Genomic DNA, 249 nt, shown 5'->3' with positions numbered 1-249 from the left:
CTGTCTGTTTGCTTTACATCTTTTAAAACAAACTTTTCTCTTGCTACTTCCTGAACATCTAACTCTTCCAGTTCTTTTCTTTCAAAATAGTCCTGTACTTGATCCACATCAAAATTGCCAACTAAAAACAGAGACATGTTTACAGGTTTGTAAAACCTTGTGAAATTTTCTTGCAAATTAGTTAGATTAATTTGGGAAATGGACTCCTCACTTCCAACTATATCAGTTGCTAAAGGTGTACCAGGATAC

General features: G+C 34.1%; 1 protein-coding gene. It reads right to left on the bottom strand.

Annotated features, from left to right (window positions below):
* Positions 1-249 (bottom strand): insulinase family protein (locus ACYQ78_RS39925; RefSeq protein ID WP_459806202.1); only part of this gene is annotated, 249 nt, incomplete at both ends.

It is taken from the genome of Herbidospora sp. RD11066, from assembly GCF_054661255.1.
The sequence above is the reverse complement of the archived record's forward strand: the minus strand, read 5'-3'. Positions and strand labels throughout refer to the sequence as shown.